This window comes from Pseudomonas sp. FFPRI_1, assembly GCF_055384485.1.
In genome coordinates, this window is the sequence record NZ_AP029168.1 from 3,779,999 (window position 1) to 3,806,260 (window position 26,262).

General features: G+C 60.4%; 21 protein-coding genes. 10 read left to right on the plus strand and 11 right to left on the minus strand.

Going from position 1 to position 26,262, the window contains the following annotated elements:
* Nucleotides 1–125: 125 nt before the first annotated feature.
* Both ACZ5BO_RS16885 and ACZ5BO_RS16890 read left to right on the plus strand, forming a co-directional pair.
* Nucleotides 126–875 carry a YaaW family protein gene (locus tag ACZ5BO_RS16885; RefSeq protein ID WP_464695800.1) on the plus strand — a complete coding sequence of 250 codons (750 nt, stop codon included), beginning with the start codon at nucleotides 126–128 and terminating at the stop codon, nucleotides 873–875.
* Entirely contained in the window at nucleotides 868–1,782 is a 915-nt protein-coding gene (locus ACZ5BO_RS16890) for a hypothetical protein (protein WP_464695801.1), read from the plus strand. Before ACZ5BO_RS16885 ends, ACZ5BO_RS16890 begins: the two co-directional genes overlap by 8 nt.
* Before the next feature lie 71 nt (nucleotides 1,783–1,853).
* Here ACZ5BO_RS16890 and ACZ5BO_RS16895 read toward each other — a convergent pair whose 3' ends face one another.
* The 3 genes from ACZ5BO_RS16895 to ACZ5BO_RS16905 are packed head-to-tail and all read right to left on the minus strand — an operon-like array spanning nucleotide 1,854 to nucleotide 7,781.
* Nucleotides 1,854–4,094, minus strand: coding sequence for a DEAD/DEAH box helicase (locus ACZ5BO_RS16895; RefSeq protein WP_464695802.1), 2,241 nt, complete (start codon nucleotides 4,092–4,094; stop codon nucleotides 1,854–1,856).
* The gene (locus ACZ5BO_RS16900) at nucleotides 4,069–5,364 is read right to left on the minus strand and encodes an ATP-binding protein (protein WP_277378197.1); all 1,296 of its coding nucleotides are present in this window, start codon (nucleotides 5,362–5,364) and stop codon (nucleotides 4,069–4,071) included. Before ACZ5BO_RS16900 ends, ACZ5BO_RS16895 begins: the two co-directional genes overlap by 26 nt.
* The gene (locus tag ACZ5BO_RS16905) at nucleotides 5,361–7,781 is read right to left on the minus strand and encodes a tellurite resistance TerB family protein (RefSeq protein WP_464695803.1); all 2,421 of its coding nucleotides are present in this window, start codon (nucleotides 7,779–7,781) and stop codon (nucleotides 5,361–5,363) included. The genes ACZ5BO_RS16900 and ACZ5BO_RS16905 overlap by 4 nt, the downstream gene beginning before the upstream one ends.
* 301 nt (nucleotides 7,782–8,082) lie before the next feature.
* On the opposite strand from ACZ5BO_RS16905, the gene ACZ5BO_RS16910 reads away from it, so the two are divergent.
* Nucleotides 8,083–8,220 (plus strand): hypothetical protein, encoded by a 138-nt coding sequence (locus ACZ5BO_RS16910; RefSeq protein WP_464701429.1) that lies wholly within the window; start codon nucleotides 8,083–8,085, stop codon nucleotides 8,218–8,220.
* A 397-nt stretch (nucleotides 8,221–8,617) separates the two neighbouring features.
* Here the strand turns inward: ACZ5BO_RS16910 and ACZ5BO_RS16915 are convergent, their stop codons facing one another.
* Complete coding sequence (locus ACZ5BO_RS16915) at nucleotides 8,618–9,532, minus strand: LysR family transcriptional regulator (protein WP_464695804.1); 915 nt, start codon at nucleotides 9,530–9,532, stop codon at nucleotides 8,618–8,620.
* Between the two features lie 269 nt (nucleotides 9,533–9,801).
* Here ACZ5BO_RS16915 and ACZ5BO_RS16920 point away from each other — a divergent pair, with 269 nt between their 5' ends.
* Together ACZ5BO_RS16920 and pgm are read left to right on the plus strand one after the other, a co-directional pair.
* The gene (locus ACZ5BO_RS16920; RefSeq protein ID WP_464695805.1) at nucleotides 9,802–10,824 is read left to right on the plus strand and encodes a zinc-dependent alcohol dehydrogenase family protein; all 1,023 of its coding nucleotides are present in this window, start codon (nucleotides 9,802–9,804) and stop codon (nucleotides 10,822–10,824) included.
* Nucleotides 10,825–11,114: 290 nt separating this feature from the next.
* Nucleotides 11,115–12,761: a phosphoglucomutase (alpha-D-glucose-1,6-bisphosphate-dependent) gene (gene pgm, locus ACZ5BO_RS16925; RefSeq protein ID WP_464695806.1), complete on the plus strand. Its 1,647-nt coding sequence runs from the start codon at nucleotides 11,115–11,117 to the stop codon at nucleotides 12,759–12,761.
* Nucleotides 12,762–12,940: 179 nt separating this feature from the next.
* On the opposite strand, the gene ACZ5BO_RS16930 is transcribed toward pgm, so the two are convergent.
* On the minus strand, nucleotides 12,941–13,636 hold the full coding sequence (locus ACZ5BO_RS16930) for a pirin family protein (RefSeq protein ID WP_464695807.1): 696 nt from the start codon (nucleotides 13,634–13,636) through the stop codon (nucleotides 12,941–12,943).
* Between the two features lie 274 nt (nucleotides 13,637–13,910).
* Here ACZ5BO_RS16930 and ACZ5BO_RS16935 point away from each other — a divergent pair, with 274 nt between their 5' ends.
* A complete protein-coding gene (locus ACZ5BO_RS16935) occupies nucleotides 13,911–16,370 on the plus strand; it encodes a UvrD-helicase domain-containing protein (RefSeq protein ID WP_464695808.1) in 2,460 nt (819 codons plus the stop codon).
* Nucleotides 16,371–16,418: 48 nt separating this feature from the next.
* On the opposite strand, the gene ACZ5BO_RS16940 is transcribed toward ACZ5BO_RS16935, so the two are convergent.
* On the minus strand, nucleotides 16,419–16,688 hold the full coding sequence (locus ACZ5BO_RS16940) for a DUF1652 domain-containing protein (protein WP_025129089.1): 270 nt from the start codon (nucleotides 16,686–16,688) through the stop codon (nucleotides 16,419–16,421).
* A gap of 277 nt (nucleotides 16,689–16,965) precedes the next feature.
* Here ACZ5BO_RS16940 and ACZ5BO_RS16945 point away from each other — a divergent pair, with 277 nt between their 5' ends.
* From ACZ5BO_RS16945 to ACZ5BO_RS16960, 4 genes are read left to right on the plus strand one after another with little or no spacing between them, the layout of a single operon-like run.
* Nucleotides 16,966–17,781, plus strand: coding sequence for a helix-turn-helix domain-containing protein (locus tag ACZ5BO_RS16945; RefSeq protein ID WP_464695809.1), 816 nt, complete (start codon nucleotides 16,966–16,968; stop codon nucleotides 17,779–17,781).
* A 51-nt stretch (nucleotides 17,782–17,832) separates the two neighbouring features.
* Nucleotides 17,833–19,239, plus strand: a complete 1,407-nt coding sequence (locus ACZ5BO_RS16950) for an NAD(P)/FAD-dependent oxidoreductase (RefSeq protein ID WP_464695810.1) — start codon at nucleotides 17,833–17,835, stop codon at nucleotides 19,237–19,239.
* Between the two features lie 56 nt (nucleotides 19,240–19,295).
* Nucleotides 19,296–19,637 carry a cupin domain-containing protein gene (locus ACZ5BO_RS16955; protein WP_025129086.1) on the plus strand — a complete coding sequence of 114 codons (342 nt, stop codon included), beginning with the start codon at nucleotides 19,296–19,298 and terminating at the stop codon, nucleotides 19,635–19,637.
* A gap of 47 nt (nucleotides 19,638–19,684) precedes the next feature.
* Nucleotides 19,685–20,779: a polyamine ABC transporter substrate-binding protein gene (locus ACZ5BO_RS16960; protein WP_464695811.1), complete on the plus strand. Its 1,095-nt coding sequence runs from the start codon at nucleotides 19,685–19,687 to the stop codon at nucleotides 20,777–20,779.
* A gap of 44 nt (nucleotides 20,780–20,823) precedes the next feature.
* On the opposite strand, the gene ACZ5BO_RS16965 is transcribed toward ACZ5BO_RS16960, so the two are convergent.
* The 5 genes from ACZ5BO_RS16965 to ACZ5BO_RS16985 form a co-directional block, all read right to left on the minus strand.
* A complete protein-coding gene (locus ACZ5BO_RS16965; RefSeq protein WP_464695812.1) occupies nucleotides 20,824–21,585 on the minus strand; it encodes an SDR family oxidoreductase in 762 nt (253 codons plus the stop codon).
* On the minus strand, nucleotides 21,582–22,964 hold the full coding sequence (locus ACZ5BO_RS16970; RefSeq protein ID WP_464695813.1) for an aspartate aminotransferase family protein: 1,383 nt from the start codon (nucleotides 22,962–22,964) through the stop codon (nucleotides 21,582–21,584). The genes ACZ5BO_RS16965 and ACZ5BO_RS16970 overlap by 4 nt, the downstream gene beginning before the upstream one ends.
* Nucleotides 22,965–23,048: 84 nt before the next feature.
* Nucleotides 23,049–23,864, minus strand: a complete 816-nt coding sequence (locus ACZ5BO_RS16975) for a molybdenum cofactor biosynthesis F family protein (RefSeq protein WP_464695814.1) — start codon at nucleotides 23,862–23,864, stop codon at nucleotides 23,049–23,051.
* Nucleotides 23,865–23,952: 88 nt separating this feature from the next.
* Nucleotides 23,953–24,627 carry a helix-turn-helix transcriptional regulator gene (locus ACZ5BO_RS16980; RefSeq protein WP_464695815.1) on the minus strand — a complete coding sequence of 225 codons (675 nt, stop codon included), beginning with the start codon at nucleotides 24,625–24,627 and terminating at the stop codon, nucleotides 23,953–23,955.
* Between the two features lie 176 nt (nucleotides 24,628–24,803).
* Nucleotides 24,804–26,138 carry an aspartate aminotransferase family protein gene (locus ACZ5BO_RS16985; RefSeq protein ID WP_025129080.1) on the minus strand — a complete coding sequence of 445 codons (1,335 nt, stop codon included), beginning with the start codon at nucleotides 26,136–26,138 and terminating at the stop codon, nucleotides 24,804–24,806.
* Nucleotides 26,139–26,262 lie beyond the last annotated feature (124 nt).

Consider the following 26,262-nt stretch of genomic DNA (forward strand, 5'->3'; position numbering starts at 1 on the left):
TTTTTGGCTGTCGTCGGACCGGCGATGGCTCCACACGAATTAATCCCGCTCATTTTGCAGTTAAGCAAGGTGATTGGGTTAGGTTGCGGCATCTGTAGCTGTTTAGCTAAGGGAGAAAGGTATTGATGGACGTTTCGACTGCAGATGTATTGGCGCAATGCTCAAATGAGGATCTTGCGCCGTTGGTCAAGTATATCCTGGAGGCCAGTACAGAAAGTCTTTCCAGTCACGAACTGTACAAATCGCACGCGCCGGATCATCACCAATATGCAGCGCAGATACTCCAGGAGATACGCCTGTTCGGGGGTAATTCCTTCGTTAATCTGTTTCGCAAGGAAGGTCCTGAGTACCTTGAAGTCGTGCAAGATGTCGCGAGTAAATTCGGTGTACTCAAGGCCAGCAAATTCACTTCCGTTACGGCTCTGGAAGAAGAGCTGATTCAAAAGATACTTCGCGATGCTTTGAAAAAAGCCGATGGCCAGGCGCGTGAAGATATGGAAGCAATCCTCAAGGAGGCCGGCTTAGGTCAGGCGGACCTGAGCGCGCTGCTATCGGGATCTTCATTGGTCACCCTACTGGGCGCCAAGGCAGCGAGTTATCTGACCTACGAGTTGTCCAGCATAATTGCCGGAGCGGTGGCCAAACAGTTACTCGGAGTGGGTGCCAGAGTCGCAGGCAGCGCTGTATTAGGCAGGGGAATAGCAGCATTGGCGGGGCCAATTGGCTGGGCCATCACCGGCGTATGGACTGCGATTGACCTCGCGGGTCCGGCCTTTCGCGTGACGGTTCCTTCTGTTCTGCACATTGCCATGCTGAGGCAGCGCGTGATTTGCGCACACGCTACAGCGGGTATGAAGGAAGCTTTCAATGATTGATTTGAGTGTGGTGTTTAAGGTGCCTGAGTGGCTGGCCGCCGGTTTGGAATCTGGCGAGCTTGAGCGAGTGGGTGGGGTCATACGGGATAAAGTCACTAAAAAGGTCGTTGCCTGGCTGAAGGAGGGCGACACCATAAGCACTGAACCGCCCTCAGAAGTGCTTAACGGGCAGCTCTCGCAACTGATGATGCAGGGCCAGGTGTTGATGGGGTTGCAAATGGCCAACCTAGCTGTAAGCACAATCGGCTTTGCGATGATTTATCGCAAGCTTCAGGGCATCGAACGTAAATTGGAGGGTATTCAGTCTGGTGTCGAGCAGCTTCAGGACGGCCAGAAATGGCAGGACAGGAAGGCATTTATCAGCCATCTGGCGCCTGTGATGAGTGCGACAGGCGCGCTGTCGTCACTGCGTTCATACAAGTCTGCCGATTTTGCTCAGAACAAACTGATGCACGCCGAGCGCCAGTTTGACACAGCGGAATATTACTTCAAGCGGGTCACTCAAGAGCTAATGAGCGAGCGTAAGCACTACGCCCGGAATATCGAGTTTGCGATGAATTACCGTTCCTGGATCATCGCCGCGCAGGGCAAGGTGCAATCGCTCTATCAATTGGGAGAGTCAGTCGCGGCGGTTGATGCGGCAGTACGCCTTCAGTCGGAGCACGCCGACTTCGGTAAAGAACTCGCCAGCCTCCTAGCTGCTCCACTGCACCGTTTTGCCCCAGGCAATTACGAGGGAGGAGATGCGTTGACGTTGTTTGGCCAGCAGGCTGTGCAAACACATCAGATCCTCAAAGGTAACGCGTTGCAGCTGGCATTTATGAACGACAACGATATTCAAGTGCAGCAAGAGTTGATTTCAACTGAGATCGATCAAAGTGGTCTGCTGATTTACATTCCACGGTAAAGGACAACTTTTGTGATTGGGTATGTTCGCATGCGTTTCACGTATAACTTTTACCTTGACCTTGTTCAGATTCAGCTCGCCCACTGTATCTGGGCAAAGGAAATAGCGGTGGAAATGTCGAGCGATATCGAGGTAAAAGACTTCACGAGTAACGACTCCGGCAACGCCCAATCCCACTTTTCGCGCAACATATTTTGCACCTCCTCCAAAAGCGAATTGAGATCGCTAGGGTCCAACGTGCCCACAGTCTTGAGTGCCTCTCTTGCCTGATCGATGTTTGCATAGATCTCTATAGCCAAGCCCGAATTATCACAGGATAGGCCCACATGATTGAGCAGCAGACGCAGAGCATCATTAGCGTAATCCCCAAGCCAACTGATCAAATAACATTTCCCACTCGACTCGATAAGGTAGCGCTCGCCTAGCCCCGATAAGGCAAAAGTTTTTCGGGCCTCGTCGAGTAAAATCTTGGCGCCTTGATCGATAAACGGGCAGGGATTGGAGTCCGCCAAGACTGCTCGCATCTCCTCACGTACGGCGTCATGTACCATGGCGCCCAAGCCATCGAACTGTGGAGGAGCCCCGCCGCGTGCCGTTGAGACAATGATGACCTTGGCCTGCAGGTCAACATCACGCACCTGCCAGCGACGGCCACCGAAGATAATGCGTTGGTCTTTGGTCAGCGGACGGCTAACGGGGACCGAGCCCAAGGCTTTACCGTCGCATACCAGACGGAATTCTTCATCGCTGGTGAATGCGCTGTAGAACTCATAGTGATTGATCATGCGCTCGCCAACTGTTCCTGGCAGCAGCAATCCTGAGCTGTCCTGGACAATCAATTCGTGCTCACCCAGAGATTTGAGTAGTTTCACAAAGTCTGGCTTTTCAATACCTTGAAATACGCCTTCAGCAATCAAGTTTTTCCATAGGTCGGCAGCCGAAGCGCCGCCGCATTGAGCAATGATCGAAAGGCATTGCTGAACCAAGGTGGAGGCATGAATGCCCTGGGCTCTGGGAGGTTCAAACCAACCTCTGGTCAGCAGTCGAACCATGGCAATGGTTTGTACCAACCCTTGGCGTAATTGATCAGATAAGCCAGATTTATCCGTGAGCGGTGATTCTTTACAGTAAACGCGTAACGTTGCTTTCTCTCCTGGGCGTCTGCCGGAACGCCCTAAACGTTGACGCAGACTTGCCACGGAAGGTGGGGCACCAATTTGCACCACCGTTTTGATACTGCCGATGTCTATTCCGAGTTCAAGTGTTGTAGTGCAAATCGCAGATGCTGGCCGGTCGCCGGCTTTCAGTGCATGTTCAGCCTGCTCCCGCAGGTCTTTCGAGAGACTGCCGTGATGAGGCCAGAACTCGTTGGGCACGCCGTCTTTCTCGCATCGTCGGCGCAGTTGATCTGCGTACCATTCAACCTGGGAGCGACTGTTCGGGAAGATCAAGTTATTGCTGCCGCGTAGTACCTGGTAGAGATGCTCAGCAATTGCGAAGTCGGGGCTTGCCTCATTTTCCGTTTCGTCTTCATTCCCCTCCTGCTCATTGGGTTGAGCAGGTTTCTTTTTAAGCTCGCTCATTGGCGGCTGAATGTAGCCGCGAACTTGCACCTGAAGTGTCTGGTTAGCGTTTTTCGATTCAATAACGGTAACGTTATCGGCATTGGCTGGGCGCAAAAACGCTGACGCCATCTTCATATCGCCGAGGGTGGCTGAAAGCCCAACCCTGGGGAGGCGCCTCCCCGCAGCAAGTTCAACCCTGTGCATCAATGACTGAAGTTGTTTGCCTCGCTCACTGCCGATGAAAGCGTGTAGTTCGTCCACGACGATATAGCGCAGGTGTTGGAATACCCCGCCGAGACTTGAGCCACGGTTGACGAACAATGCTTCAAGAGATTCGGGAGTGATTAGCAGCACGCCCTCAGATGATTTGAGAAAACGGTGTTTTTTGCTGGATGAAACATCTCCGTGCCAAGCGACCACAGGGATCTCAAGCTGCTCACAGAGTCGGCTTAACCTGTCCCATTGATCGTTAATCAAGGCCTTGAGCGGACTGATATACAGCACCGCACCAGGCGGATCATCGTTATTGAGCAGATTCGTCAGGATGGGCAAGAAGGCGGCTTCGGTTTTGCCAGCGGCTGTTGCTGCGGCGATGATGACGTCCTGATCGGCGTGCACCAGAACAGGCACGGCCCATTCCTGGGCGTCGCGAAGGGAGGTCCAACCTTCAGCCCAAATCCAGCGCTGGATCCGGGGCTCTAGCTGTTCGAAGCCTGATGAATCAGAGTGTGAAGGTGGCAAGTTCATCGTCCGCATCGACCTTCATATCATCTTCACCGCCGGAATCCTTGGCGACCTCGACTGCCCCTAGCAGTGTTCGCCAATCGGCCCCTGGGTTTTGCTCCAGGATGGCCAGTAGATTGATGAACGCTGTAATCGTGGTACGCGGTGTGCGGAAGTAGGCTTCCCCTAGGCGTTGGTTGCAGTGAGCCATAAACAGAGGAAGCGCCTCGTCAGGCAGCAAATACTTTTCAGCATCGCCGCCGGCATATACGTGGCGGAGTTTTTGAAGCAGTACATAGAAGTCTTCAGGGGTAAGACTGGTAAGGCGAATGACCGGCCCTGAGAGATCCACCAGTCCGGTTTTGGCAAACGAGTTCTCAGCCAATCGCGACTGCAGGGCAGGGTAGCTGAATAACCCTCGACGAGTGTCCATCAAAAACTCGGGCGTGCCGCCCAGCACGAAACCTAACCCTTCGGATGACCCTTGCAATGAGTCGTTGAGGATGCGGAGGATCTGTTCGTAGTTGGCATTACGAGCCTGCGTATTCGCCAGTTTGTAGAGGTTAACCAGTTCGTCGAGGCAGATCATCAGGCCACCGAACCCTGCGAGCCTGACGAATCTGGAAAGCAACTTGAGCTGGTCGTAGACGGAGGCGTCATCAATGATGGTCCGCACGCCCAAGGCAGCGCGGGCATCGGTTTTGGTGGTGAATTCTCCGCGCAGCCAACGAATGGCGTCGGCCTTCAGTTGCTCATTGCCTTCCTCAAAACCGCGGCAATAGGCAGCGATCACCTCGGCAAAGTCGTACCCATTGACCATCTCGGTCAACTCGGCCAAGTGCTTACGAATAACTGTCTCGCTGTCGGTACCCGCTGCCTTGGCTTCTGTTTTGGCCTGGGAGATGAATTTCTCCACGATGCCTTGCATGGCACCACCGTCAGGCTTTGTGCGCGTTGACATGTTCTTGGCTAGTTCGGAGTAAAGCGAGCGAGCTTGCCCCCCAGTGGCATGCAACCGGCGGTCAGGGTTCAAGTCGGCATGCATGGTCACGAGTTTTCGTTCCATGGCGATAGCACGAACCAGGTTCAGAAAGAACGTTTTACCTGCGCCGTACTCGCCTATCACCACCCTAAACGCTGATCCGCTCTCCACCAGACGTTCGACATCCTTGATCAGAGCATCAAGCTCACCCACACGGCCAACCTGAATCAGGTGCTGACCAACACGTGGCACTACGCCCGCGCGTAACGATTGAATGACCGCATCGCGATCCTTGGCTCTGATAGTGCTCATAGGGCTAATTCTTCCAGGATGTCTGTGTTTATCTCGATCGGGTCGTCGCCTTCTGTGACGGGCATGTCGAATCGTTCAAAAGCCATGTCGTTGATTTGTTCCAGAGCGCCATCGAGCATGAGCTCCATGTCGCTGGCAGCGGCTTCCAGTTCTGCGCGGCTCCATTCCGGGCGAGAGATCAACAGGCGGAGGAACGCCGAGTGTTCCAGGTCAAGCCCTGGCACGTCCGCGCTCGACTCCGAATTCGGTTCAGCGCTTTCAGTCGGCCGCTCCGCCTCCTCAACCTGATCCTCAGTGAACACCCTGGCGAGGAGGGCGGAGACCTCCTCCGTCTCCCGCTGAAGCTGTGCAATCCGATCATGATCAAGGACGAAACCTTGTTTCGAAGATGAGGCAGGCTGCGCGCCGGGTTCGGCGGATGGGTAAGTGGTGGCAGGCGTCACGGCAATACCCACACCGGCTGCCGCCCCATGGAGGTCGCTGTAAAGCAACTGGCTATCCAATTGCAGTGCCTTATACACACGCTCCAGCAACTTCACTTCCGTAGGGCTGACGATGCCATCGGCCTGCGCCAGATGAGCGAGGAAGCCGGCAATGGTGCGTTTTGCATCGACGGGCAAGGGATCGAGCTTTTTCTTAAGGCTAGCAAGCGTGGGCGGTTGTTGGAGTTGGATTTGCAGATGTGCCTTGAGGCGTTTGTGATGGGCACCGCTCAAGTGACTCCATGAGTCGATATGTTGAGCAAGCAGTGTGATTTCTTCGTTGGAGGTATCACCGTCGGCCGAAGCCACCGCACTAGCCAAATCAAGGGTTACCGATGCGGCGTTGTATGCAGCAGACGCACGGAGTGATCCATCTTCAGGCTGGGTTACAAACAACGCGATCCGGTCCTCGGCTTTTGGCGTCTTGCTACCACCCAGTACGTCGGGTTCCATTCCAATATGCAGCGACTCCAATGCGCGGGCCAGAGCGAGTACTTTGTCTCGAGACAATGCGCCCGCGCTTTTAAAGCGCCCTGCGAGCTCTCCAAAACTCATGACGACCAGGTCGTTACCAATCCTGGACTGCAACTCATCCAATTCGTCGTGGGCTGCCTTCGGCCAGAGCGCGACAGGAAGCTGCAGGAGCCCCTCAAGTGCCTCTGCGCTTTCAGGGTTTCTTCCCAAATAACGGCTGTAGGGCTCAACTTCGCTGGTGCATTGCTCGACCAGCAGTTGCAAAATTTTACGTGTGCCCGAGGTTGCCATGACGTCAGGCAGATCCCCTAGGGTAAGGGTGGGGGCCTTTATTACGGCAGAGGCAGGGCGATAGCTGGCCTTGAGCTTGGTTTTGTTCTGCGCCAGTGTCAGGCCCGCAGGATAAGAGGTTTCGTACTTGAGCTTGAACAGGCGTGAAAACACATCTTTGCAGCGTATGACTGGCGTACGTTTACTGATGTTGGGGTCGGCCAACGCCCATGCCAGTGCCCAATCGGCAGTCAGCGGATGCTTATTGGACGCGTGCTGACCTAAACCAATGCGCAGCGGCAGAGGCATTTCGTAGCTGTGCTCGGCCACGTTGGGCGGCAGGCCAAGGTAGAGATTCGCGTCAACGGCGCGGTTGCCCAAGTAGTCGAGGAAGCTTTCTGCATAGCCTCGGAATGACCCATTTCCTCTATAAATACTCAGTAGGCGCCGGACCTCGTCGACTATAAGAGGCATCTCATTATTCACCTTTGAATCGTAAATAGGATCAATGAGGGCTCGACGTTCCAAACCGTAGAAAAACAAAAATACATAGCCGGTATCCGCCAACGGATCACTACGCCCACCTGCGAGCCATTGCAGGTATCCGCGTCGCGCTTGCGGTGTAATGGAGTGAAAACTCGGCCAATAAGACATCAGTCGCTCGTTGAGGTCGACGTAGTTCTTGGCAATCCGAAGCTTTGGGTTGATCAGTGAAGGCTCTTGAGCATCATGTTTGCTATCGAGTGTGCTCCCGATATAAAGCATGCCGCCAGGCAGGGAGAAGCCGGCAACTTCGATGATTTCGCCAGCAGGCACCCAGCGGGCGTCGGCCTTCTGTGAACTGATACTTGGAATTTTAAAGGTATTGGCAGGGGGAGAGCCAAGTTGCACCGTATAAAACTCGGGGCTTTCCTCATTGTCCCTATTGCTCGTCGAGACCTCACGCATGGAAAACGTTACGCCTAAGCCTTGTGGCTTTTGCGGGCGTATATTCTTTGCAGCCGATTCTTGAAGCTGATTGAGCCGGCGTTTTCCGCGTTCGGCCAGCAGCCACATAATCGTGCCGATACCCGCTATGACACCGATCGCTATCCAGGCGTTTTTGGGGATCGCAGCGAGAGCACTGAATGCCAGAGCAAAAATGATAAGTATGCCGGTGCCACCGGAGTTTTTGGCTTTCTTCCTTGCCATGTGTCATTTCAACCTTGAAAGATGGGTGCTGGCGCATTGGCAGTATCCAATGTTTCTAACGCTTGAGCCAATGGCTTGACTGAGCAGATGATCGGAAAGTTGAACGATCTTGGATGGAGATGTCATTTCAGCTCGAGATTTAATGCTTAGCGCATTTCATCTGAACGTCGCGGCGTTTACGTGAGCCATCCTCAGTAATTTCAAGCATCAGTAATGGGGCCTGTCTGACAACGACTTGACTCTAACGGAGCCTTCCGACCCCATTAATAAATACGGACCACATACCCAGGCGGATATTCCTGTGGGACTTTCGGTGAAGCGCTGGTTCGACACGCCGTTCGAGCATCCGTGGTTGCCGGCAGTGGCGGATTATTTCCAGCGCTTGAGCGAATTTGCCGAATCCCCCCTGCAGGGGCATGGATGCTACGGGGTGGCGTAGGGGCGCCCTGATGCAGTGTCCTCCTGGCCCTCGGCGTCGTTGTACACGGCCACCTGCCGCTGCCGCCTTGGAGCGCGGGCTTTGTGAAGTGCAAGCGCAAGCTTACGGACAACATCTATTGATGGTGCGCTACCATCATTGTCGTTCACACGACTCCTCACTTGTTCTCGTATGGAGGTTCATCCATTAACTGAGGTTATCGACTAGCGTTCGACGGCGGTTGGGAACAGCGCAGGGGAGACTTTTCGAGAGCGGAACTGTTGGGCCTTAGACTGGGGGCATCCTTTTCAAACCATCCAAAACATGCCCCCAATGTAGCAATCCACTGGAAGTCAATGGAGCTCCATGGTTTGTGGAAAGACAGAAATGATTAGCCGAACAGCCTGCCCGACGACGCCTAAAGACTATCCGGATCACCAAAGAACATCTGAATCCGCGAACGCAACCAGCGCTCCCCCGGATCATTGTCCTGGGAGCCGCGCCAGGCCATGTGCAGCTCGAAGCTGCGCACCGGCAGCGGCGGGTCTTCGGCGCGCACGCCGCCGGCAGCAGTCAGGGCCTCGGCGGTGTAGTCGGGCACGGTGGCGAGAATGTCGGTGCCGGCCAGCAGGGTGCTCAAGCCGTTGAACTGCGGTACGGCCAGTACCACATGACGTTTGCGCCCGAGTTTTTCCAGCTCTTCATCGATAAAACCACTGAGGTCTCCGGCAAAGGACACCAGGGCGTGGGGGCGGGCGCAGAAGTCGTCGAGGGTCAAAGGCCCGGGCACGGTGTCGGCGCGCAGCAGTTTCGGCAGGCTGCGCCGCAGCACCTTGCGCTTGGCGTTGGCCGGCAGGTCGGCGGTGTAGCTGACGCCGATGGAGATCTCGCCAGAGGCCAGCAGCGATGGCATCAACAGGTAGTTGGCCCGGCGTACCACCAGCACGATGCCCGGGGCCTCGGCCCGCAGGCGCTTGAGCAGCATCGGCAGCAGGGCGAACTCGACGTCGTCGGAGAGGCCGATGCGAAACACCGCGGTGCTGGTGGCCGGGTCGAATTCGGCGGCGCGGCTGACCGCGGTGGAGATCGAGTCCAGGGCCGGCGACAGCAGGGCGAAGATTTCCACTGCCCGGGCCGAAGGTTCCATGCTGCGGCCAGTGCGCACGAACAGTGGGTCATCGAACAGGTTGCGCAAGCGCGAGAGGGCGGCGCTGATCGCCGGCTGGCCAAGGAAGAGTTTCTCGGCGGCGCGGGTCACGCTGCGTTCGTGCATCAGTGTTTCGAACACGATCAACAGATTCAGGTCGACACGACGCAGGTCATTACGATTCATCTGGAGTCCTGGCAGAGTCAGCGAACTTGACGGTAGCGACCCTGTCAGTACAAAGGTCGGCGTGAATCTTACGGGTAAAGGCTGGTACTCTGCACCGGCTAAATGTTGTTTGTTTGTAGTCGGGCAGTGCTCCGGCAGGCTGTACGCCCTGATTTCCAAGGGCACGAAATCAATGACAGACATGTCGACTATTAATAGGCACTGATAGTCTTGCTTTCAAAGCCCGGATAAAGTTCGCGGCATTAGAGGTTAATTTGACGAGGTTTGCGATGTCCCGCACGATTCGTTTTCACAAGTTTGGCCCGGCCGAGGTGCTCAAATGCGAAGAGCATGCGGCCTCGTTGCCTGCCCCAGGCGAAGTGCAGGTACGAGTCGAAGCCATCGGTATCAGCTGGTATGACGTGCTCTGGCGGCAGAACCTGGCGTCGTCCCATGCCCGGCTGCCGTCCGGTCTCGGACATGAAATGGCCGGTGTGGTCACCGCCGTGGGCGAGGGCGTCGATGACCTTGCCGTTGGTGACAAGGTCGCCAGCTTTCCTGCCGAGAGCCCCAATGATTACCCGGTGTATGGCGAACTGATCGTCCTGCCGCGCTCGGCCCTGACTCGTTACCCGGACGTGCTGAGCCCGATTGAAGCGGCGGTGCACTACACGCCGCTGCTGATCGCCTATTTCGCCTACGCCGATCTGGCACGGGTCAAGCCCGGGCAGTTTGCCCTGGTGACCGACGCCAGCCACTGCGCCGGCCCGTCCTTTGTGCAGTTGGGCAAGGCCCTGGGTGTGCGAGTAATTGCCGCGACCAAGACTGCGCAAGAGCGTGAGTATCTCTTATCCCTCGGTGCCGAGAAGGTGATCGTCACCGAAGAGCAGGACCTGCTGATGCAGATCAACAAGCTCACCGACAATCGCGGCGTCGACGTGGTGTTCGACGGTCTCGGTGGCCCGCAGATGTCGATGCTCGGTGATGTCCTGGCGCCGCGCGGCAGCCTGGTGCTGTATGGCCTGCAAGGCGGCAACCAGACGCCGTTCCCGGCCTGTGCGGCGTTCCAGAAGAACATCCAGTTCTTCGTCCACTGCATCGGCAACTTCACTGGCAAGCCGGAACTGGGGATCCTTCAGGACCAGGTGGCGTTGCAGCGTGCGTTGCGCGACATCAACCAGCTGACCGCAGACCGGGTGTTGCTGCCGTTGAAGACCCGGGTGTTCCCTTTCGATGAGTTTGTCGAGGCGCATCGCTACATGGACGAGTGTCCATGCCGTGAGCGGGTCGCGCTGCAGGTCGAACCGGCCTGATTGACCAACGCCAGGCTTAGCCTGGCGTTTTTGCATCTGGCTCCTGTGTAGAAGAGGCGGCTTGCCGGCGAAGGGCGCGTTAGGTCATGCGTTGCTCATGCAGGCGCCTTCGCTGGCAAGCCAGCTCCTACACAAGCCAGCTCCTACACAGCCAGCTCCTACGCCAGCCAATGCCTACATGAGTCAGCTCGAAAAGGCGGGGCTGTACCGGGATAGATTTCGTCGCGCCGTGGTCAAACTGCCAGTAAACTGCGCTCCATTCCCGAACCATCCTTTTTCAGAGGTTTTGCATGACTCTCAGTCCTTTTGCGGGCAAACCGGCACCCGTTGAGTTGCTGGTCGATATCCCGCGACTGGTTACGGCGTATTACACCGGTCAACCCGATGCAGCGGTGCCGACCCAGCGAGTGGCTTTTGGCACCTCCGGGCACCGCGGCAGCTCGTTCGATCTGAGTTTCAATGAATGGCATGTCCTGGCCATCAGCCAAGCCATCTGCCTGTACCGCGAAGCCCAGGGCATCACTGGCCCGCTGTTCGTCGGCATCGATACCCACGCCCTGTCGACTCCAGCCGGGGCCAGCGCCCTGGAGGTGCTGGCGGCCAACGGCGTGACCGTGATGATCGCGGCCAATGATGAGTACACCCCGACGCCGGCGGTGTCCCATGCCATCCTCTGCTACAACCGCGGCCGCACCAGTGGCCTGGCGGACGGTATCGTCATCACCCCGTCCCACAACCCGCCACAAAGCGGTGGCTACAAGTACAACCCTACCAACGGCGGCCCGGCCGATACCCACATCACCAAATGGATCGAAGCCAAGGCCAATGAACTGCTGGCGGCCCGGCTCGCCGGGGTCAAGCGCATCAGCTACGAGCAGGCGCTGAAGGCCGAGACCACCCATCGCCACGACTACCTCAACACCTATGTCGCCGACCTGGTCAACGTCATCGACCTGGACCTGATCCGCAATGCCCAACTGCGCCTGGGCGTGGATCCGCTGGGGGGAGCAGGGGTGAACTACTGGTCGGCGATCGCCGAGCACTACCGCCTGGACCTCGAAGTGGTAAACCGCGAAGTGGATGCCACCTTCCGCTTCATGTCGGTGGACTGGGACGGGCAGATCCGCATGGACCCGTCCTCCAGCCACGCCATGCAAGGCCTGATCGGCTTGAAGGAACGTTTCGACGTGGCTTTCGCCTGCGACCCCGATCACGACCGCCACGGCATCGTCACCCCGAGTGGCGGCCTGCTGGCGCCGAACAACTACCTGGCGGTGTCCATCGACTACCTGTTCCAGAACCGTCCGCAATGGCGCGCCGATGCTGCGGTGGGCAAGACCGTGGTCAGCAGTGGCCTGATCGACCGGGTGACGACGCGCCTGGGCCGACGCCTGTATGAGGTGCCGGTGGGCTTCAAGTGGTTTGCCGACGGCCTGTTCGACGGTTCCCTGGGCTTTGGCGGCGAAGAGAGCGCCGGCGCCTCGTTCCTGCGCAAGGACGGTGGTGTCTGGTGCACCGACAAGGACGGCCTGATTCCGTCCCTGCTGGCTGCTGAAATGACCGCCCGTACCGGCCGTGATCCGAACCAGGCCTATCGCGCCCTGTGCGACGAGCTGGGCGAGCCCTTCTCGGTGCGGGTCGATGCCAAGGCCAATCCGCAGCAAAAGGCCTTGCTCAGCAAGCTTTCGCCGCAACAGGTGACCTCGACCCAACTGGCCGGCGAACCGATCCGCCAGATCCTCAGCCAGGCCCCGGGCAATGACCAGGCGATTGGCGGCCTGAAGGTCATGACCGAGAACGGCTGGTTTGCCGCTCGCCCGTCCGGCACCGAGGATATCTACAAGATCTACGCGGAAAGCTTCATCGGCGACGACCACCTCAAGCAACTGGTGCAGGAAGCCCAGGCCCTGGTGGACACGGCCATCAGCGGCAACTGATCCGCGTAGCCGGCTGGCCGGCGAAAAGGCCCTTAAGACGGATACAGGTCTTGCGGGCGCTTTCGCTGGCAAGCCAGCTCCTACGGTCGTTGTTCATTGCGCGGTCTTTGTAGCCGGCTCGCCGGCGAAAAAAAAGGGGGCGACCATCACGGTCGCCCCTTTTCATTTCACGCGGCGATTCACGCCAGGTCCACCAGGACGATTTCGCTGTCCTGCAGGGCGGTTACCCGCAGCACCTGCTCATCCTGTACCGCCACACCGTCTCGAGCTTCGGCGCGCAAGCCATTGATCTCGATCGCCCCGGTGGCCGGCACCAGATAGGCCCTGCGCCCGCTGTCCAGGTGGTACTCGGCGGTTTCGCCGGCTTTCAGGTTGGCCGCTACCAGCCGTGCATCGGCGCGAATCCGCAGGCTTTCACCGTCGCCGTCCTTGCCGCTGGCCAGGGTCACGAAGCCCTCGCGCTGGCCCTTGGGAAAAGGCTTGGCACCCCAGGACGGCGCAGAACCCGCCTGGTTGGGAATGATCCAAATCTGGAAGATCTTGGTCGGTGTGGCTTCCAGGTTGTACTCGCTGTGGGCGATGCCGGTGCCGGCGCTCATCACCTGTACGTCACCGGCTTCGGTGCGGCCCTTGTTGCCCAGGTTGTCCTGGTGGCTGATCGCGCCTTCGCGGACGTAGGTGATGATTTCCATGTCCCGGTGCGGGTGCTGCGGGAAGCCGGTGCCGGGGGCGATCACGTCGTCGTTCCAGACCCGCAGGTTGCCCCAGTGCATGCGCTTGGGGTCGTGGTACTCGGCAAAGGAAAAGTGGTGGTGAGCATCCAGCCAGCCGTGGTGAGCGCCGCCCAGGGAGCTGAAGGGTCTGAGTTCAAGCATGATCGTCTCCTCAAAAGGGCTCGTCATGGCGCCGGGATTGCGGGCCAGAGAACGATAACCGTGGGTTGATGGCGTGCATCATCTATCAGTCATTGATCGATAAAAAGCGCAAAAAATGCTGGAATTCAATCGTATAATTCGATGGTTATTTTGCCCGCAAGCTGCTGTCAAACCTTCGGTTCATCGCTTAAGTTAATGACTTGCAAGCAATTCGCTGGATGCCATGAAAGAATCCGGCGACCATTACCGCTCAGCCTCACACCCTGGAGTCCGCGTGTCGCAACACAATCCCGATCTGCCCCCCGAACTGCTACCCCTGGCCCAGATGCCGTGGCTCAAGCGCCTGGCGGCGCGTTTTTTCGGGCATGGCCTGAATCGCCTGCGGGCCCAGCATCGGGCGTCCTGGCTGCACGGCCAGGCCGACGGCTTTCGCAGCGGGCATACGGCAGGGGTGGAATACGGTTATCAGGAGGGGCGACTTGAAGGGCTCGAGGAAGGCCGCCAGGTGCTGCTGATCCGGGACAGTCGCGACACCGAGCACCGGCTGCCGGGGGTGGATGACCGGTTGTTCGATGATTGGCGCCTGCCGCTGGGCGCCGAGGTGAAGAAGCGCTTCAAGGCCGATGTCGCCCGCTTGCTGCCGCCCCAGGCGCAGCCCAGTGCAGCGCAGTGGAAGATGATCTTCAGTGATACCCCGGCCACCGCGGTGATTGCCGGGGCCGGGGCTGGCAAATCCACCTCGCTGGTATTGCGCCTGTTGCTGCTGGTGCACTACCTGGGGTTCGAGCTGGATGCCCTGACCGTGGTGACCTTCACCCGCGAGTCGCGCAAGGACTTCATCGGCAAGCTGCTGGAGGTCTTTGCCTTGTGGGGCCGGGTGCTCAACCCTCGTGAGGCCCGGGACCTGGTGCGTACCTTCCATTCGCGAATCCTGCCCATGGTTCGCAGCCTGCCGGGGTTCGAGCGCCTGCAGGCCTTCGAGAACCTCAGCGAGCGCCTGCAGGGCGCCGAGGATGAGGTGGACAGCAATCCCTTCGATCTGCGGATCAATGCTGCCCAGCGCCAGCAGCTGAATGCCTGCTATCAGGGGCTTTACAGCAGTGATGAGCGTTTTCGCCTGGCGCTCAAGCCCTTGTTGCGCCATGCCCTGCAGCTCAAGGAACTGGAGCGCGACCACCCGGATGTGCAAAAGCGCGTGGCGGTCACCGAGCTGGCCGCCAAGCGTGATGAGGAGCTCTGCGACACCGTCGAGGACCTGTGGATCCGCGCCGGTGCCTGGCCGATCAAAGGAATCGAGCCACAACGCCAGCGCTTTGAAATCAACGGCTCGACCTTTCATTGCCACGGCTATGCCGCCGAGCTGGATGCCTGGGTGGTGCTCGGGTTCGACCCGCGGGAAAGCCCGCAGATCACTCGGCCCGGGGCCAAGCTGACGGTGCGGGCCGAGTGGGCAGTGAAGCGCACCCTGTTTCAAGCTTTCTGTCGTAAGCCATTGATTTGGCTTGATAGTTATGAGGCATCAAAACGCTCGATGGGCGCTTTCAGTGCGCAGGTCAGTGCCGGGCCAGGCTTCGACTACAAGGTCAAGGGTGAGTTGGCCTCGGCGCCGTTGCTGGATTGTTTTGTCGCCGCCGCCGGTTTTATCGAGAACCTGGGGCTGGATGTCGGCGAAGCCGTAGGCAACATGAGCTTTGCCCAGGACGACCCCGATCGTTATTTCTTCGAGGCCTTGAGCCTGTTCTGGCGGGCCCTGGAGGATCATCTGCTGGATCAGTCGCCGCCCATCATGAGCTACAACCGGATGTTCGCCCTGTTCAGCGAACGTTCGCCGGAGAACTTCAAGCTGCTGAGCGACGCCTGCCTGAGGCCGATGTCGCACCTGATGATCGACGAATTCCAGGACGTATCGCCGCAGATCGTCTCCTGGATCAAGGCCTGCCTCAGGGAGATCCGCAGTCGCGGCACGGCCTTGCATATAGGGCGCGGGGCGCAGCATTCCTCCTTGCTCTGCGTCGGTGACGACTGGCAATCGATCTACGGCTGGCGCGGCAGTTCGCCCAAGTACTTCATCGAATTCGACAAGGAGTTCCCGTCTCCGAGCACCACCCGGGTGATGCTCAGCGACAACTATCGCAGCCATCAGCATGTGATCGATGCCGCGGAGCATATCGTCCGGGCGGCCCCGGCCATTGCCGGAAAAAAGGCCAAGGCCAGTGGCGAGCCGAGGGAGCTGTGGCCGGTGCAGGTGCTGGATCGCGACGATCAGGCCCTGGCCCAGCGTCTGGAAGAGCACTATCGGCAGGGTGATTCGATCTTGATGCTGTTTCGAAAAACTAGCGATAAGCTATTGATTGAGCAGCATATTTCACAGATAGTTAATGTTGATTCTAGCTTGCCGCCTGCCGCTCGCCGGCTGAAACAGCTGACCTATCACAGCGCAAAGGGCTTGCAGGCAGACGCGGTGTTCCTGTTGGGTGATTGCCAGCATTTGAGCGGTTCGCCCTACAAGAACCAGGTGTATCGCATGGCCGGGCTGGGCAAGGACGGCGACGCCGAGCCCTATGACAGCGCACAGAAGGACGAGATCCTGCGCCTGGCCTATGTGGGCATCACGCGAGCGGTCAAGCATTGCTACTGGTACGTCGATCGCCAGGAGCCGGGTTCCGGGAATGCGCCCAGGGCCTCGGCGCGAGTCCCCCGTGACAAACCTTACTTCCAGGACCTGCGCCAATGAGCATGAAAAAGCCCGCCGGTGCGGCGGGCTAAGGGGCAAAGGGGTGTTTCAGGCCTTGAATGACAGGGACGGAGAAAAGGCCTCCAGCTCATCTTCCACCGCCTCGATTATTCGCTCGACATCGGCGGCGCTCATCACGGTGGCGCAGGGGATGCCGGCAATGGCGATCATGGTTTCGCCGCTGGCACGGTCGAAGAGCCGGGCGATCATGCTGCCAGGCGCGTCCATGCTGGCCTCGAAACCCATGGGGTGAAAATGCCAGCGCATCAGCTGGCAAGCATTGGGAAAGGTGACTTTACTGGCCCAGACTCTGTTCATCGGTGGCCCACCCTGATTCATTGAGCGCTTCCTTGTGCTCGCGGTAGGAACGACCGGATCGTCAATGACCCGATCGGTTGAGGTTTTAAAAATAGCACCGGCCGGTGACCATTCGCAGGTTTTTTAGCCGCCGTCCGGCGGTTCATTCCTGGAATTTTGATGCAAGTCATGTCTTGTCAGCCACAAGCGCCGAAGGCCGCGGCCTTGCGCCATCGACCAGGCATTGAAGGGGCCGGCGAAGTTCGGCAAGCTGCGCTTTTGCCGCTTCGAGTAGCTTATGTCTGCCCCTGACGACGGGCCGCTGCAAACCCAGGCCACCGGCGAGACCGTGATGCGCTATCACCTGTGCTGGAAGCATCGCGACCTGGATGGCGTAATGGCGCTTTACCATCCCGAGATCCAGTACCACGACTTTTTCCAGAATCGCACCCTGGGCCTGGATGAGCTGCGCGAATACGTGCGGGTCAGCATGCCGCGGGCTCCTGATGAGGCCCTGGAACACAGCGATCGCATCCGCCTGGATGGCAACACGGCGTTCATCCAGTACCAGGTGACCCTGCGCGGTGGTCAGGGGCTGGTGTCATTTCGCTCAAGCGAGGCGATCACCGTGCGCGACGGGCTGATCTGGCGGGTCAACGAATACGCCTCCCTGGTGCGGGAGCCGGCGACCGGCAAGTCTGCCGGTGGCCTGCGTCCGGCGGTCAGCCGCCTGGGGTTGTCGCCGCGCCAGTTGAGTTTCATGGCCGAGGACCTGCAGCAGTATTTCCAGCACCAGCAGCCCTATCTCGATCCTGAGCTGGACCTGCAACGGGTGGCCCGGGAGTGCGGTTATAGCCGCAATCAGATCTCCTACCTGCTCAACCAGGTGCTGGGCCAGAGTTTCTATCGCTATGTGAACCAGGCCCGCTTGCAGCATGTGCTGAGGGCCCTGGACCAGAGCTCGCTACCGGTGCGCATCGATGAGTTGGCGTTCGCGGCCGGGTTCAATTCGCTGTCGGCGTTCTACAGCTGCTTTCGCCAGCATACCGGGCAGTCACCCAAGGCCTACGCCAAGCAAATTTCTTTGCGTGCACGCGCGCAAGACAGCGCTTGAGGTCAGGCACTAGGATCGCCGCATTCGAAGTTCGGGTTGCGGAGTGCTTGCATGCCAGCGTGGCGCAGTATCAGTTTGTGGATGGACCAGCTCGACGAGCCGCTGCTGCCGCGGCCGTCGCTCGCGCAGGACCTGGATCTGGACGTGGCGATCATCGGTGCCGGTTACACCGGGCTGTGGACCGCCTATTACCTCAAGCGCCAGGCGCCGCAACTGAATGTGGCGGTGATCGAGGCGCAGACCGCCGGCTTTGGCGCCTCGGGGCGCAATGGTGGCTGGCTGATGGGCAACCTGCTGGGGGAGGATCGCCTGTTGGCCGGGCTGTCACCGGAGCAGCGTCGGGCCTCGTTCGATCTGCTGCATGGCATTCCAGACGAAGTGGCCAACGTCATCGAACGTGAAGGCATCGACTGCGATTACCGCAAGGGCGGGGTGCTGTACTGCGCCGCTCGCTACCCCGAGCAGGAGGCCAGCCTGCGCCAGTACCTGGATTCGCTCTACGCCCAGGGCCTGAACCAGGATGACTATCGTTGGCTCAGCCCGGAACAGCTGGCCCAGCAAATCCGCGTGGCCAAGCCCTATGGCGGCATCTACGCCCCCCATTGCGCCACCATCCAGCCAGCCAAGCTGGTCCGGGGGCTGGCCCGGGCGGTGGAGCGCCTGGGGGTGCGTATCTATGAAAACAGCCCGGTGACCCATTGGCAGTCCGGCAGCCTGCAGACCCGTCAGGCGGCGGTGCGCAGCCGCTGGATAGTGCCGGCAGTGGAGGGCTACTCGGTGACCCTGCCGCCCCTCGGGCGTTATCAGTTACCGGTGCAGAGCCTGCTGGTGGCCACCGAGCCGTTGCCGGAGTCGACCTGGGAGGAAATCGGCCTGAGCCAGGGCCAGGCGTTCAGTGAAAGCAGCCGCCAGGTCACCTATGGCCAGCGTTCGATGGACAATCGGTTGGTGTTCGGTGCCCGTGGCGGTTATCAGTTCGCCAGCCAACTGCGCCACGACTTCGACCTGACCCGGGACGAGGTGGAGCTGCGCCGCTACCTGTTCGGCGAGCTGTTCCCGCAATTGAAGAATGTACGCATCACCCATTCCTGGGGCGGCAACCTGGGCATGTCCCGGCACTTCAAGCCGCACATGCTCTGCGACCGGCGCAAGGGCATTGCCCTGTCCGGTGGCTACGGCGGTGAGGGCGTGGGGGCCAGCAATCTCGGGGGACGGACCCTGGCCGACCTGATTTTGCAGCGTGACAGTCAACTGCTGCGCCAGCCCTGGGTCCTGCCTGAGCGTGGCCTGGAGGCCCTGCGCGCCTGGGAGCCGGAGCCATGCCGCTGGCTGGGCTACAACGCGATCATTCGCAGCTTTGTCCACGAGGACCAGACCCTGGCCAATCCGGCCTCGGCTCCATGGCGGCGCAGGATGGCCAGCCGGATCGCCGGGTTCATGGAAGGTTTCATGCACTGAGCCGGCTTCATGCACTGAACGACGTCCGTTCGGATTTTTCGTTGAAAGGTACAACCATGAGCATTACGCAATTCAAGAACACCGCCAGCGTCACCCTGGATGAATCGGCGCCAGTGGCAGTGCCCCTGGGCAGCCCGGTGGCCGTGACCTCGGTGACGGCCGTCGAGCGCAGCGATGGGGTCGAGACCGGTATCTGGGAGTGCACGCCGGGGCGCTGGCGGCGGCAGATCGTCGCCCAGGAGTTCTGCCATTTCATCCAGGGCCGTTGCACCTTTACCCCTGACAACGGCGAAACCCTGCATATAGAAGCCGGAGACGCACTGATGCTACCGGCCAACAGCACCGGGATCTGGGACATCCAGGAGACCGTGCGCAAGACCTACGTTTTGATTTTCTGATCCCTTGATTGCCTGCCAATAACAAAACCAGCCACAGGTATCGACTCATGATCCGCAAGACATCCGCATTGCTGTCACTCGGCCCGGTGTTCCTGGCCGCCTCCCTGGCCCAGGCCGCCGACACGGTGAAGATCTACAACTGGTCGGACTACATCGCCCCGGACACCACCAAGAACTTCCAGCAGGAAACCGGGATCGGTTTCACCTACGACGTCTACGACAGCAACGAAACCCTGGACGGCAAGTTGATGACTGGAAAATCCGGTTATGACGTGGTGTTTCCCTCCAACCACTTCATGGCCCGGCAGATCCAGGGCGGGGCCCTGAAGAAGCTCGACAAGAGCCAACTGCCCAACTGGAAGAACCTCAGTCCGGTGCTGCTCAAGGCCCTGGAGGTCAACGATCCGGGCAACCAGCACGGCTTCCCTTACCTGTGGGGCAGCACCGGTATCGGCTACAACGTGGCCAAGGTCAAGGAAGTGCTGGGGGACAATGCACCGCTGGATTCCTGGGACCTGATCTTCAAGCCCGAATACATGCAGAAGCTGCAGAAGTGCGGTGTGGCGATCCTCGACAACGGCCCCGAACTGCTGCCGACGGCCCTGAACTACCTGGGCCTGCCGCACCACAGCAGGAACCCGGCGGATTACAAGCAGGCCGAGGCGCTGCTGATGAAAGTTCGGCCTTATGTCAGCTACTTCCATTCGTCGAAGTACACCAGCGACCTGGCCAACGGCAATATCTGCGTGGCGGTGGGTTTCTCCGGTGACATCCTGCAGGCCGAGAGCCGGGCCCGGGAAGCGAAGAACGGGGTGCAGATCGGCTACTCGATCCCCAAGGAAGGTTCGCCGATCTGGTTCGACATGGTGGCCATGCCGGTGGACGCGCCGGATGAGAAGGCCGGTTATGCCTTCATGAACTACCTGCTGCGTCCCGAAGTGATGGCCGGCGTCAGCAACTACGTGCATTACGCCAATGGCAACCAGCAGGCCGACAGCCTGATCGATCCGGCCATCAAGAACGACACCAAGGTCTATCCCAGCCCGGCGATGATGGACAAGCTATTCGCCCTGGAGGCCATGCCGCTGGACATCGACCGCATCCGTACCCGGTTGTGGAACAAGATCCGCACTGGCAGTTGAGTGTCGGGCCGCTGCCCCTCCCGGGGCAGCGGCCTGGGTGGTGCCTACAACTGAGTGTTTTCCGGGAGCAGGGCGCCACCGTCCACCACCAGGGTCTGCCCGGTGATGTATCCCGCCTGTTTCGAGGCCAGGAACAGCATGGCCCAGGCAATGTCCTCCGGGCTGCCGAGGCGCCCCAGGGGAATGCCCCTGGCCAGTAGCGCTCCATCACCCAGATTGTCCATGGCCTGGGTGGCAATCAGCCCCGGTTCGACCCCGTTCACCGTGATCCCGTACTCCGCCAACTCCAGCGCTGCCGCACGAATGAACCCGTTGACCCCGGCCTTGGAGGCCGCGTAGTGGGCCAATCCGGGAATCGCCGTGCGCGGTCCGGTGACCGAGGAGGTGATGACGATCCTGGGCTGGGTGGCCTGGCGCAGTGCCGGCAAGGCCGCCTGGGTCAGCCAGAAGCAGCTCTTGAGGTTCACCGCCAGGGTGCTGTCCAGGGTCGCGTCCTCCAGCTCGGCGAGCTTCTGCATGGGGAAGATCCCGGCGTTGTGCAGCAGCAGGTCCAGGCCACCAAAGGTGTCCACTGCGGCGGCCACAGCCTGCTCGGCGGCGGCCCGGGTGCCGAGGTCCAGGGTCAGTAATTCTGCGGTTCCTCCGGCCTCGCGGATCAGGCGCAGGGTCTCGGTACCGGAGGCCTTGCTGCGGGTGGCCAGCAGTACCTTGGCGCCCTGGGCGGCGAACAACTGAGCGATGGCTCGGCCGATGCCCTGGCCGGAGCCGGTGACCAGGGCAACGTGCCCGCTGTGCGCGCGGCTCATGCCTGGGCTCCCGGCACGACCTGGGCCAGGCACTGGTCCAGCAACTGATTGTGCAGGTCAACCTGTTCCGCGCTGGCGTAGGGGCACAGCAGGGCCATGTTATGGAAGGGGGTCAGCAGCACGCCGCGATTGAGCAGGAACAAGTGCAGGTACGCCTCGATCAGTCCATGGCGGGCATGGTGGGCCTCGCCGCCGTTGCGCGGCGCCTGCTGCATGAACAGGTACTCGACCCGCGCCCCGATGCGGGTCACGTGCCAGGGCAGGCGGTGTTTGTCGATGATGGCCTCGACCCCGGCCCGCAGGCGTTCCGCGAGCTGGAACATGTGGGCGTAGTTGGCCTCGGTCATCACTTCGCTGAAGGTGGCGCGCATGGCGGCCATTTGCAGGGCATTGCCGGCCAAGGTGCCGCCAAAGCCGAAATGGTTGATCGCCTGGCCCGGCTGGAAATGCGGCAGCACTTGCCAGATCCGTTGCGCCATGGCCTGGCTGGCCCCCCAGACCGCAGTGGGGATGCCGCCGGCAATGGATTTGCCGACGACGAAAAAATCCGCTTGCAGCCCGTGTTCGCCGCAATACCCACCCGGCCCGCAGGACAGGGTGTGGGTCTCGTCGATGATCAGCGGCACCTCGAAACGTTGGGTCAGCGCCCGCAGGCCCTCATGAAAGCCCGGGGCGGGTGGCACCATGCCGACGTTGGTCATGAAAGGTTCGGTCAATACCGCGGCCACGTCGCCATGGGCCAGGGCCGCCTCCAGGGCCGGCAGGTCATTGAATTCCACCAGGCGGGTGGTGGCTTCGTGCTGCAAGCCATTGGCGTGCACGCCTTCTCGGGGAATCATCTGCCCCTGGGGGTCGAACTCCACCTGGGACTCATCGACGCTGCCGTGGTAGTTGCAGTTGAACACCAGGACCTTGTGGCGTCCGGTGATCATCCGGCACAGGCGCAGGACGAAGCGATTGGCGTCGGTGGCCGAGGTGGTGACCTGCCAGTAGGGCAGGCCGAAGCGCCGCTTCAGTTCCTTGCCGACCCACAGGCTGTCTGCCGTGGGCAGCATCAGGGTCGAACCATGCCGGGCCTGTTCGGCGATGGCGGCGGCCACGGCTGGTTGCCCGTGGCCGAACATGGCGCCGGTATCGCCCAGGGCGAAGTCCACGTATTGGTGGCCATCGCAGTCGGTGAGGGACGCGCCCTGGGCGTCCGCCACCATGATCGGGTACGAGCCCGGCCATTGCTGCATCCAGTGCAGTGGGGCGCCGTACAGCCAGTGCTGGAGGTTTTCCTGGTAGAAGGCGCCGGAGCGCGGGTGCTGCTCGGCAAAGCGTTGCAGTTCGGATTGATAGTTGTTGGCGACACGTTGCAGATCAAGGCCCAGGGTCATGGCGGTGTCCTGTGAACAAGAGGGTGGGCTGGCGCGGGTACCGAGGCCATTCGGGGGCTTTCGGGACTTGCGACAGGGGTGGAATCAGCGGTGCTGGGTGCGGTTGAGCACCTGGGCCAGGGCGCCGACCGGGAAGTTGGCGGCGCTGCTGAAGTCCGCGCCCTGGTAGCCAAAGATCTTGCCGTCGGTACGCCCGGCCTTCAGGTCAATGAGTACCAGGCCCAGGGTCGGTACGATCTTCTCGCGCCAGACGAACAGGTACAGTTGGTCGGCGATCTTGTAGGAGTGGCAGCGGTCGGTATCGGCCAGCCCTTGCTCGACTCCCTTGAGGCATTGCCAGCTGTAGAAATTGGCGTTCAGGTAGATGTGTTCATAGGCTTCGCTGGCGCTGTAGACATACTGGTTGCGCAAGCCGATCAACTCGTCGGTGGGCTCATGGCGTGGGGTGTTTGCCGTGGGCGGCGTGTCGAGGCTGCCGTGGAGGAACTGCGCCTTGACCGACGTCAGCTCGCCACCGGCCAGGGCTCGGCTGAACAGGTCGACACTGGCCTCGGCCTGGCTCGGCATTTGCCCGACAACCGCGGTGAAGCAGTGCTGCTCAAGATCGAGGATCAGGCTGATGGAGTGAGTCTGGCCTTGCTCCTGCTTGAGAAAGTCCACCAGGTAGAGGCTTGGGCGCAGCGCCGTGGCGCGGTAGGGCAACTCGATGCTGGCGGGTTCGCCGACGCGGTTCCAGCGCAGGGTCCGGGCGCCGAAGCGGTGCTCGATCTGCCAGCCATTGTCGAAGTACAGGGTCAGGGTACGACCATCCAGGTCATCCAGCGCCGGGAGGATATGGTTGTCACCGGCAAAACCGTCGGCCAGGGCGCCGACGGTGATCCATTCAGGTTGCGAGTTCATGGCAGGGCTCTTGTCTGTCGAGGGAGAGCCCCATGTTCAGCCTTCGATCCGGGGCTGAACATCAACCGGATGGTTGATGGGCGACGCCCTACAAGAACAGCGTGCCCACCAGTTCCGTGCGATTGACCACCCCGACCTTGCGAAACAGGTTGACCAGGTGGGTCTTGACCGTCGGCAGCCCCAGGTCCAGGCGCCGGGCGATGGTCTTGTTGTCCGCGCCGTCGCGCAGCAGCCAGGCAATCTCCCGTTCCCGTGGCGTCAGCCCGGCCAGGCGCTGATCGACTTGGCAATAGGGGGCCAGGGCGGCGATTTCCAGCAGGCCCTGCAAGGTGTGCAAGGTCTCCAGTTCGTCGACGCTGAAGCGCCCCAGGCTGCTGTCGCGCAGCAATGACAGGCCGGCGATGGGGCGCTCGCCGTCACAGGCGAGGATCTCTACCACATCCAGTACCCCGTGGCGTTGCAGGAACCCTTGGTAAACCTCGGCTTCATGGCGTTGCTGCTGGGCCATGCCCATGTGCAGCGACAGCACCGGGCGGCCCGCGGCGGCACAGTGGCGTGGCTGCAGCGGGTCGTAGTGGCGGTAGCGCTGCAGGTACGACTGATGCATCTGTGCGGGCATGCGGTGCAGCGAGAAGTCCTGGGCCTGCAGGTGCGGATCGATGCGGTAGAACGCGCACAGGGTCGCTGGCACCACCCGGGTAAAGGCGGCAATGCAGCGTTGCCCGAGCTCATGGGCCCCGGGCAAGGAAGCGGATGGGATCATCGGAGGGCTCCTGGACTGCCCGCCGGGCAGCAGCTCGGGTAGGAAAGACGATTACGTGCAGGGAGCATGCAGAGTACTGTGCCGAGTGAAAACCATGGGCAGGGTACCTGGCAAGCTCCGGTAGGCAGGAGGCAGGCTGCGATCGTCGTCCCGTCGACCGCAGCCTGTGCTGGTGACTAGCGGCGGGCTTTGCTCAAACCCTCGGCCAGGGCGTCGATGATGGCGTCGGCCTGTGCCTGCTGGATCACCAGAGGCGGCGAGAGGATGATCTTGGTGCCCACCGGGCGCACCATGACGCCGTTGTCCCGGGCGATCTGCGCCACCTGGTTGGCGTAGCCGCTCATGGGGTCGATGGGTTCACGGGTGCTCTTGTCCGCCACCAGGTCCAGGGCCAGCATCAGGCCCTGGCCGCGCACTTCGCCAACACTGTCGAAGCGCTCGGCGAAGGGCCGCAGCTTGTCCAGCATGTAGTCGCCCATCTTCGCGGCGTTGGCCGGCAGGTCTTCCTTGACCACGATGTCCAGGCAGGCCAGGGCCGCGGCGCAGGCCACCGGATGCCCGGAATAGGTGTAGCCATGCATGATGGCGCCGGTGAAGTTGGCGTTTTTTTCGAAGGCTTCCTCGATCCGCCGGTTGACCACGGTGGCGCCCAGGGGGATGTAGCCCGAGGTGATGCCCTTGGCCAGGCACATGATGTCGGGCTTGACCCCCCACAGGCGGCTGCCGAACATCGAGCCGCTGCGACCGAAGCCGGTGACCACCTCGTCGGCGATCAGCAGTACGCCGTACTTGTCGCAAACTTCGCGGATCAGCGGCCAGTAGTTGGCCGGCGGCACAATGACCCCGCCAGCTCCCTGGATCGGTTCGGCAATAAAGGCCGCCACGGTATCCGGGCTCTGGAACTGGATCTCGCGCTCCAGCAGGTCGGCGCAGATCTTGCCCAGCTCTTCCGGGTCCTGGCTGTAGGGGTTGCGGTACAGCCAGGGAGTGTCGATGTGGTAGCAGCCTGGCAGCAAGGGCTCGTAGTTGCGGCGAAACACCGTATTGCCATTGACCGAGGCTCCCCCGAAGTGGGTGCCGTGGTAGCCCTGACGCAGGGAAATGAACTTGGTGCGGTCGGCCTGGCCCTCGAGCTTCCAGTACTGGCGAGCCAGCTTCAGGGCGCTCTCGATGGCGTCCGAGCCGCCGGAGCTGAAGGACACCCGGCGCATGTCCTCGGGCTCCAGCAGGTTCATCACCACCCGCGAGAGTTCTTCGGCACGGGGGTGGCTGACGCCGTCGAACAGCTGGAAGTACTCCAGTTCGTCGAGCTGCGCGGTGATCGCGGCCTTCACTTCCTTGCGGTTGTGGCCGACGTTGACGTTCCACAGCCCGGCAACGCCATCCACCAGTTGGTGGCCCTTGTCGTCATACACGTAGCAGCCATCGCCACGGACAATGCGGATCGGCTCGCGTTGCTTCATTTCGTTGGGGTGCAGCATGGGGTGCCAGAAACGGCTTGGTTCGCTCACGTTGAGTCTCCTGATAACGCACGGACAGCGTGGGTCTATTAGTGCGTCATTTATAGACGCTTGGCTTGCTTCTGTGTGCCAGGGCATTTGATCCAGGCTGCCAGGTGGTGGGCATGGATGGCTA

Bases quoted from the DNA above. Each gene is read 5' to 3' on its own strand.
- ACZ5BO_RS16885 (WP_464695800.1), top strand. From the start codon at position 126: ATGGACGTTTCGACTGCAGATGTATTGGCGCAATGCTCAAATGAGGAT.
- ACZ5BO_RS16890 (WP_464695801.1), top strand. From the start codon at position 868: ATGATTGATTTGAGTGTGGTGTTTAAGGTGCCTGAGTGGCTGGCCGCC.
- ACZ5BO_RS16895 (WP_464695802.1), bottom strand. From the start codon at position 4,094: ATGAACTTGCCACCTTCACACTCTGATTCATCAGGCTTCGAACAGCTA.
- ACZ5BO_RS16900 (WP_277378197.1), bottom strand. From the start codon at position 5,364: ATGAGCACTATCAGAGCCAAGGATCGCGATGCGGTCATTCAATCGTTA.
- ACZ5BO_RS16905 (WP_464695803.1), bottom strand. From the start codon at position 7,781: ATGGCAAGGAAGAAAGCCAAAAACTCCGGTGGCACCGGCATACTTATC.
- ACZ5BO_RS16915 (WP_464695804.1), bottom strand. From the start codon at position 9,532: ATGAATCGTAATGACCTGCGTCGTGTCGACCTGAATCTGTTGATCGTG.
- ACZ5BO_RS16920 (WP_464695805.1), top strand. From the start codon at position 9,802: ATGTCCCGCACGATTCGTTTTCACAAGTTTGGCCCGGCCGAGGTGCTC.
- pgm (WP_464695806.1), top strand. From the start codon at position 11,115: ATGACTCTCAGTCCTTTTGCGGGCAAACCGGCACCCGTTGAGTTGCTG.
- ACZ5BO_RS16930 (WP_464695807.1), bottom strand. From the start codon at position 13,636: ATGCTTGAACTCAGACCCTTCAGCTCCCTGGGCGGCGCTCACCACGGC.
- ACZ5BO_RS16940 (WP_025129089.1), bottom strand. From the start codon at position 16,688: ATGAACAGAGTCTGGGCCAGTAAAGTCACCTTTCCCAATGCTTGCCAG.
- ACZ5BO_RS16945 (WP_464695809.1), top strand. From the start codon at position 16,966: ATGTCTGCCCCTGACGACGGGCCGCTGCAAACCCAGGCCACCGGCGAG.
- ACZ5BO_RS16950 (WP_464695810.1), top strand. From the start codon at position 17,833: ATGCCAGCGTGGCGCAGTATCAGTTTGTGGATGGACCAGCTCGACGAG.
- ACZ5BO_RS16955 (WP_025129086.1), top strand. From the start codon at position 19,296: ATGAGCATTACGCAATTCAAGAACACCGCCAGCGTCACCCTGGATGAA.
- ACZ5BO_RS16960 (WP_464695811.1), top strand. From the start codon at position 19,685: ATGATCCGCAAGACATCCGCATTGCTGTCACTCGGCCCGGTGTTCCTG.
- ACZ5BO_RS16965 (WP_464695812.1), bottom strand. From the start codon at position 21,585: ATGAGCCGCGCGCACAGCGGGCACGTTGCCCTGGTCACCGGCTCCGGC.
- ACZ5BO_RS16970 (WP_464695813.1), bottom strand. From the start codon at position 22,964: ATGACCCTGGGCCTTGATCTGCAACGTGTCGCCAACAACTATCAATCC.
- ACZ5BO_RS16975 (WP_464695814.1), bottom strand. From the start codon at position 23,864: ATGAACTCGCAACCTGAATGGATCACCGTCGGCGCCCTGGCCGACGGT.
- ACZ5BO_RS16980 (WP_464695815.1), bottom strand. From the start codon at position 24,627: ATGATCCCATCCGCTTCCTTGCCCGGGGCCCATGAGCTCGGGCAACGC.